The organism is Marinobacter sp., assembly GCF_041690455.1.
Classification (GTDB): Bacteria; Pseudomonadota; Gammaproteobacteria; order Pseudomonadales; family Oleiphilaceae; genus Marinobacter.
The window spans coordinates 21,608-28,181 of the sequence record NZ_JAWLHI010000054.1 but is presented as its reverse complement, the minus strand read 5'-3'; the positions used below and the strand labels follow the sequence as shown (position 1 = coordinate 28,181).

Annotated in this window: 6 protein-coding genes and 1 pseudogene; all 7 read right to left on the bottom strand. The window is 59.5% G+C overall.

The window, feature by feature from the left end; all coding sequences use genetic code 11:
- Window positions 1–61: 61 nt before the first annotated feature.
- Window positions 62–1,042: a tetratricopeptide repeat protein gene (locus tag ACESMW_RS13530; RefSeq protein WP_372987545.1), complete on the bottom strand. Its 981-nt coding sequence runs from the start codon at window positions 1,040–1,042 to the stop codon at window positions 62–64.
- A gap of 29 nt (window positions 1,043–1,071) precedes the next feature.
- Window positions 1,072–2,031, bottom strand: coding sequence for a type II secretion system F family protein (locus tag ACESMW_RS13525; protein ID WP_372987544.1), 960 nt, complete (start codon window positions 2,029–2,031; stop codon window positions 1,072–1,074).
- Window positions 2,032–2,043: 12 nt separating this feature from the next.
- Window positions 2,044–3,027, bottom strand: coding sequence for a type II secretion system F family protein (locus tag ACESMW_RS13520; protein ID WP_372987543.1), 984 nt, complete (start codon window positions 3,025–3,027; stop codon window positions 2,044–2,046).
- A gap of 3 nt (window positions 3,028–3,030) precedes the next feature.
- A pseudogene (locus ACESMW_RS13515) lies at window positions 3,031–4,293 on the bottom strand (CpaF family protein); the annotation flags it as partial.
- Between the two features lie 115 nt (window positions 4,294–4,408).
- On the bottom strand, window positions 4,409–5,587 hold the full coding sequence (locus ACESMW_RS13510) for a CpaE family protein (protein ID WP_372987542.1): 1,179 nt from the start codon (window positions 5,585–5,587) through the stop codon (window positions 4,409–4,411).
- A 22-nt stretch (window positions 5,588–5,609) separates the two neighbouring features.
- Window positions 5,610–6,095 (bottom strand): TadE/TadG family type IV pilus assembly protein, encoded by a 486-nt coding sequence (locus ACESMW_RS13505; RefSeq protein ID WP_372987541.1) that lies wholly within the window; start codon window positions 6,093–6,095, stop codon window positions 5,610–5,612.
- Complete coding sequence (locus tag ACESMW_RS13500; RefSeq protein WP_372987540.1) at window positions 6,092–6,553, bottom strand: TadE/TadG family type IV pilus assembly protein; 462 nt, start codon at window positions 6,551–6,553, stop codon at window positions 6,092–6,094. Before ACESMW_RS13500 ends, ACESMW_RS13505 begins: the two co-directional genes overlap by 4 nt.
- Window positions 6,554–6,574 lie beyond the last annotated feature (21 nt).

The window sequence follows — 6,574 nt, the reverse complement described above, 5'->3', positions numbered from 1 at the left end:
TGAAAAGCGCGGACGCGCTTTTAATCTGACCCCATTTTCACCGAAACCAACTCCCCGAACCTCAATCCCCACTGCGCGCAATCAACCTCCGCACCTGGGCCAGGTTGTCGTTGGCGGTCACGTGGTAGCTGGGTGACGCCTTGGCGGCCTTGCTGAAGTACTCTTCCGCCTGACGATAGTTCCCTTCGTTCATCAGGATATAGCCAATGGTGTTCCAGGCGTCCGCTTCCGGCATCACCTTGATAAGCGCCTCCAGGGCCTCATCGAATCGCTCCAGGCGGGTATAGAGCTGGCCGAGGTTGCGCCAGGCACGCTCATGGTCCGGATCGATATTAAGCGCCGTCTGGTACTGGTACTCGGCACGGTTCCAGTGTCCGATCAGGTAGAAGGAGTACCCCAGGTTGTTATGAAGCCTGGCATTGCGGGGAGCAATGGCCAGGGCCCGATCGTAATAATCCCTCGCGGCGGCAAAATCGCTCCGCAAGTCGGCCATGATTCCCAGGGCGTTGAGGGCCTGCCAGCGATTGCCATCGGCGGCCACGGACTTTTCGAGCATGGTTCTGGCCCTGTCGTGCTGCCGCCGCTTCATGAGCATCAGGCCCAGGCCTTCGAGCGCACCGGCATGATCCGGCTCGAGCTGGAGGGCAAGCTCAAACGCCGAGGCCGCCTTGTCCGCTGCACCCTTGTGCTGATTGATGGCGCCCACCTTGTAGAAAGTATCCGCATTCTCCGGATCCAGCTCCAGGGAGCGGATATATTCGAACACCGCTTCATCCAGCTTCCCCTGCCGATAGGCCGCATCGCCCCGGGCAATGGCCTCTTCAGCGGATTCCACCGGCATCAGCGTGGAAAATGTGAGCTCGGATTTGCCGTCGTAGAGGTCTGTGTAGGCATTGCCACTTTTTACCTGGGGACCGCTGGCGCAGCCGCTCAGGAACAGCAATATAGAGATCAACCCGGCACCGAGCAGCTTCCGCCTCCCTGGCCGAGCAAAGTTGCGAGCCTTCGTACCGGTCGTGGCGTCCATCCATTGTCCGATCATGGCAAACTCTCCCTTTCTTGTTATAGAGATCAATAGACCTGGAAGTGGTCCAGCAACCCGACAACGGCCGGGCCTATGGCCACCACGAAAAAGGCCGGGAACATGCACAACACCAGCGGAAACACCATTTTGGTGGACACCTTGCCGGCCTCCTCTTCCGCCCGTTGCATACGCTTGTCCCGGAACTCCTCCGAATAGATTCGCAGGGATTCGGCGATGCTGGTACCGAAACGCAGGCTCTGGCTGAGCAATGCCACCAGGCCGCCGATTTCTTCCAAACCGGTGCGGTCCGCCAGGTTCTTCAGGGCGTCGACCCGATCGACACCGGCGCGCATCTCACTGTTGACCAGGGCCAGCTCCTCGGAAAGCTCGGGATGGCCGATTACCAGCTCGTCGGCAACCCTCTGCAGTGCCGGCTTCAGGCCGTAACCCGCTTCGGTGCAGACGACCAGCAAGTCCAGCGCATCCGGGAAGCCGTTGTACAACCGGCGCTTGCGACGCTCAATCATCTTGGCCAGTACATAATTGGGCCCCAGTGCGCCAACCAGCATTGCGCCAGCCGCGGCCTGTACCACCTCAATGGTGGTGAGCCCCGGCACCCAGCGCAGGCCGAAAAAAACCGCCAGGGGCAGGCCGACGATCAACAGGGTCTTGATGGCATAGAAGTTGGCAAGAGCGCCGTCGTTCCTGAAACCGGCGTGTATCAGCCGCTCCCGGGTGCGGCTCCGGTCCCCTTCCTTCTTGGGCAGGAAATGAGGCGCGGTTGACTTAAAGAACGAGGATACATGTCCTTCCCGTTGCGCTTCGGACGCCTCCGGAGCCACGACATTGTGCAGTCGACTGCGCACCGGATGGAACATGGTGGAGACCAGGTACATGCCAGCGAGAGCAAGGCAGAACACAGCCACCGCCATCAAGCCGATAAAGGCGTATTGTGCCATCTGGCGGTCCTGTATGACGGTATCGAGCAATCCGATCACGTATTCCATGGTTTGCGTCTCCTACACCTTGATATTGAGGATCTTCTTGATCCAGAACACGCCTATCACAATCAGAATGAGTGCGATCAGAACAATGTCGGCGCCCCGGGGACTCTCGATAAGCATGGGCATGTATTCCGGGTTCACCAGCGAGATCAGTACAAAGAGCACGAACGGCGTCATGGTCAGTACCCAGGCTGAAATCCTGCCCTCTGCCGAAAGGGTGCGAACCCGGCGCTGGAAGCGGAAGCGCCCCCTGATCACGCCGGCGATCTTCTCCAATACTTCGGCAAGGTTACCGCCCGACTCCCGCTGCACGAGAACAGCGGTGATCAGTGCCATCACCAGCACGCTGGGAACCCGCTGCAGCAGACCGAACAATGCCGCCCGCACATCACCGCCGTAGTTGATCTCGTTGAAGGTTTTCTGGAACTCCTCCTTCACCGGGCTAGGCATCTCCGTGGAGACCAGACGGATGGCCTCGATGAACGGGTGCCCTGCCCGCAGGGCCCGGATGATGACATCCACCACGTCCGGCAGCTGTTCCTCGATCTTGGCAATCCGCTTGCTGCGCTTGTTGCGCAGATAGAGGAACGGTGCACTGGCGGCAAGTGGCGCCAGCACCACCGGCGCCCACCAGGCCTTGGTCATGCTGAAGCCCACGAAAGCGGCCACAGCAGCCAGCAGCAGCGCCAGCAACAACACCCGGTAGGCCCGCGTCCTATAACCGCTCTGGGCGATGAGACTGACCAGTGGCTGGAGCAGGTGCATGGACTCCAGGCGCTTCTCCAGCGGCGAAAGGTCCCGCAGGTACTGCTCCTGCATGAGGGAGAGCCGTTTCTGGCCCTCATCCCCCTGGGTCATTTTATGCATGCGCTCATTGAGCCGCTTGCGGGCACCCCGACTCTCACCGAAAACCGGAATTACCAATCCCTGGGAGAGCAGAAACACTGCCACGAACACCAGGGCCAGAAATATCCAGAGTTTGTCTCCCAACGCTTCCATGGCTCAGTCCTCGAAGTCGGGGTCGAAAAGCGACAGGGGCACCGCGATGCCCCGCTGGTGCAGATGTTCGTGGAAACGGGGCACAATGCCGGTCGCCTTGTAATGCCCTATCACCTTGCCTTCCTCATCCCGGCCCACGCGCCGGAAGTTGAACAGTTCGGACATGGTGATCACATCCCCCTCCATGCCGTTGATCTCCTGCACACTGACCAGGCGACGGGTACCGTCCTCCTGGCGCTCCACCTGGAGCACCACATCAATGGCCGATGCCACCTGGGAGCGGATGGCCTTGACCGGCATGGTGGTGCCCGTCATGGACACCATGTTCTCGATCCTGGTCAGGGCATCCCGAGGCGCGTTGGCGTGCAACGTGGTCATGGAGCCGTCGTGGCCAGTATTCATGGCCTGGAGCATATCCAGGGCTTCGGCGCCACGAACCTCACCGACGATGATCCGGTCAGGCCGCATCCGAAGGCTGTTCCGAACCAGATCCCGCTGGGTAACTTCACCCTTGTTCTCGATGTTCGGAGGCCGGGTCTCCAGCCGGACCACATGGGGCTGCTGAAGCTGAAGTTCCGCCGAATCCTCGATAGTAACGATCCGCTCGTTATCAGGCACAAAGCCTGACAGCACGTTCAACAACGTAGTCTTACCGGAGCCGGTACCACCGGAAATCAGAACGTTCAACCGGCCCCGCACAATGCTCTCGAGCAGGCCCGCAATGGGTGCGGTAAGGGTGCCCTTCTCCATCAACGCCTCCATGGACAGTCGGCCGATGGAGAAACGGCGGATGGAAAGCAGCGGTCCGTCCACCGCCAGGGGAGGAATGATGGCATTAACCCGGGAGCCGTCCTTCAGGCGGGCGTCCACCATCGGCGAGGACTCATCAATCCTCCGCCCAACACTGGAGACAATGCGATCAATGATGTTCAGCAGATGGGTATCGCTGTGGAAACTGACATCCACCTTTTCCAGCTTGCCGTTGCGCTCGACATAGATACTGTCGTGACCGTTGACCAGGATATCGGCGATGGACTTGTCAGCCAGCAGCGGCTCAAGTGGGCCCAGTCCCAGGATGTCATCCTGGATCTGGCGGATGATGCGCTGGCGGGCGGTCAGCGAGAGCGGAATCGACTCCTCTGACATCAACCGTTGACCGATTTCCTGCAACTGGCGCTCGGCCTCCTCTTTGCCAAGAGTGCCCAGAAGTGACAGATCCAGAACCTTCATCAGTTTCTGGTGGATTTTCTGCTTCCAGGCCCGCTCCTGCTCTTCCTCAGCTTTGCGGGCCAGTGAGGGACCACTGCCGTTGTGAATCAGTGGTGGCTCCGGCTCGCCCTTGCCAAATTCGTTCAGTCGGTTCAGTTACATGACACTCTCCTCAGGCTCCTGCCAGTTTCCGCCACATCCGGCCCAGGCCGGACTGTGGAACCACTCTCTTGCCACTCAGCGCTTCCGCCATCCGCACCATGCTCCGGCTGACCGGTGATGAAGGCGCCGCCTCCAGCAGAGGCACCCCCAGGTTGGAACTTTCCGCCACCTTGGCGTAATCGTTGGGAATAAAGGTCATATCCCCGATGCCCAGGGCCTGTTCGATGTCACCGGCGGTGAGTGCCAACTTCTTGTCCCAACGGTTCACCACAATTCCGATCCTGTCCGCCGGCACTCCCATGTAGCGGGTCAGATAATGAAGTAAACGGCGGGCATCCTGAACGTGGGAGATGCTCTGCTGGAGCACCAGCAGCACCCGGTCGGCGGATTCCAGTAACATCCCGGTCACACTGTCGATCTGGCGCGGCAGATCAACTACCGTGTGGTCATAGCCGGTGCGCAGCAACGCCAGCAGTTTCTGTAGCTGGCCCTCATCGATGTCCCCTGGCACAACAAGCTGATCCGAGCCATTACCCAACAGGTGCAGGCCGCTCTTGTGCTTGAGCATGTGGCCTTCGAGCGCCATCAGGTCCATGTTGTCCGCTCTCAGGATCGCGTCCACCAAACCACCGCCCTCATGGAGGTCGAAGGCCGACGCCAGGTTGCCGAATTGCAGATCCATATCCAGCAGGGCCACCCGCTGTTCGATCCGCTCCGCCAGACTGTGGGCCAGGGAAGCTGCAATGGTGCTGGCTCCGGACCCGCCTTTGGAGTTGATGACAGCAAACATGCCACCACTGGAATCCGAATCCGGCGACAGTTCGGCGGCGATCCGGACCAGGGATTCCAGAACCTCCTGTTTGGGTGCCGGAAAGCTGAAATAGTCCCGCGCACCCACTCGCATGGCGGTGCGCATGATCGTCATGTTTTCCGGCCCGGTCACCACGGTTGGCACCCGACTGGTGACGGGGCGATCGTCCAGGGATCGGAGTTCATCTTCCCAGGCGGACGTGGTGCAGAAAATCAGCGCATCCGGCAGCTCCTTGACGTTATAGAGCGGATCCGAATGACCGTTGGTAATCAGACGTTTGCTAAGGGCAAGGCCCGGCTGGTCGCCGAGCATGTCTTCAAGCTCCTGCAACTCCTGGGCATTGCGCCCGGCAATCAAAACGGTAATACGTGCTTTCATGGCTTCGCCCTTCCCTGCTTATTCAACTGATGGTCCCGAAACAACCGGTTCCTTCCCGCGATACCCCCAGGCTCTCCCGCGGCAAAACCGTCACGAACGGTGGCAATTCGAAAGTCTGGAAAAAGAACGGAATAATCAGTTGATGCTGAAAACCGCTTACTTCACTGCGAATAAAGGCAATGTCCAGATAATTGCCCGCCGGGTCGGCCATAACACCGCCGGTAGAGGTGAGATAGTCGATGGAAATATGCGATTCCATCAGGCCCTTGAGTATGGGGCTCTCACCGGAGGTACCCGGCTCATCGAACATGGCAACCCTGCGGATAGCGCTATGTTCTATAGGGCAGACCACGGCCACACGGGCCGCACGCCGGCTCATTTCATCCAGCGTGTTCCAGACAAACATCAGCCGCCCGAACTCGATGCTGGCAAATAGCAGGATGAAGAACATGGCCCCGACGATCGCGAACTCCACGGTGTGCAAACCCGACTGCTTTCTGATGTTCATAGCGCCCTCATCTGCACGGTGCTCTGCATTACAAAGGCCATGCTGATCGGCTCTCCCCCGTAGAAAGCGGGAATCTGGCCGATCAGCGGGATGTAGTTGTAGGTGGCGCTCACGGTAACGTGAGCGGCGTCGGGACTGCTGACGGAAATATCGCTGGTTGACCAGCCCGGCAGCAGAGGATCTCCTGCCCCCAGGGTATTGCCATAGACCACCAGATTGCTGGTTTGCTGTACCAGGTTGCTGTCCAGGAGTATGAGACCAATGCTGCCGTTCATCGCGGATGAAGAAACATGTCTGGCGCCGTCCCGGGCCGCTCGGGTCATGGTGTGGTACTGGCTGAACGCCCAGCCCAACTCACTCACGGCAAACACAACCAATAACAGAAACGGAGCGGTCAGCCAGAACTCCAGAGTGGCAATACCCTTCTGCTTTTTTGCGGTTCTGCACAATGCGTCCATGTCGTTACATCCCTCCCGCTC

What these genes read in the sequence shown, in the direction of transcription:
- ACESMW_RS13530 (WP_372987545.1), bottom strand. Translation starts at nt 1,042, where the DNA reads ATGATCGGACAATGGATGGACGCCACGACCGGTACGAAGGCTCGCAAC.
- ACESMW_RS13525 (WP_372987544.1), bottom strand. Translation starts at nt 2,031, where the DNA reads ATGGAATACGTGATCGGATTGCTCGATACCGTCATACAGGACCGCCAG.
- ACESMW_RS13520 (WP_372987543.1), bottom strand. Translation starts at nt 3,027, where the DNA reads ATGGAAGCGTTGGGAGACAAACTCTGGATATTTCTGGCCCTGGTGTTC.
- ACESMW_RS13510 (WP_372987542.1), bottom strand. Translation starts at nt 5,587, where the DNA reads ATGAAAGCACGTATTACCGTTTTGATTGCCGGGCGCAATGCCCAGGAG.
- ACESMW_RS13505 (WP_372987541.1), bottom strand. Translation starts at nt 6,095, where the DNA reads ATGAACATCAGAAAGCAGTCGGGTTTGCACACCGTGGAGTTCGCGATC.
- ACESMW_RS13500 (WP_372987540.1), bottom strand. Translation starts at nt 6,553, where the DNA reads ATGGACGCATTGTGCAGAACCGCAAAAAAGCAGAAGGGTATTGCCACT.